This window comes from Rhodobium orientis (genome assembly GCF_003258835.1).
GTDB lineage: Bacteria > Pseudomonadota > Alphaproteobacteria > Rhizobiales > Rhodobiaceae > Rhodobium > Rhodobium orientis.
In genome coordinates this window covers 1-289 of the sequence record NZ_NPEV01000137.1, presented here as the reverse complement: position 1 = coordinate 289, position 289 = coordinate 1, and the positions used below count along the sequence as shown (strand labels likewise).

The 289-nt window shown below is 54.3% G+C and carries 1 protein-coding gene; it reads right to left on the bottom strand.

What is annotated here, in order from left to right:
• On the bottom strand, positions 1 to 289 hold a 289-nt coding region (locus tag CH339_RS25550; RefSeq protein ID WP_276329892.1), incomplete at both ends, for a competence protein CoiA.

Sequence of the window (289 nt, the reverse complement as noted above, 5' to 3'; positions counted from 1 at the left end):
TCGGGCCTTTGTCTGATCTCTTGCAAATACGGTTCAAGCACCGGGCGGAGTCCTTGTCTGCCAAGCCATTCGTACAACAGCCGCTTTCCTTTCAGGTGATAGGGGCTCTCCGGTTCATGGGGCACCGGACATGCTGCATCCGGCTTATGAGCGAAATGCGGAAGCTTGACGGAACCGATTTTCAGGTCGAGTTCACACCGGCACACCGGGCAGTAAAATGCATGTCTTTTTCTCAATCGCTTGAGATCTTCGGCTTTGTATCCGTCGGCAAGGCAGATGGTCCCGCCTT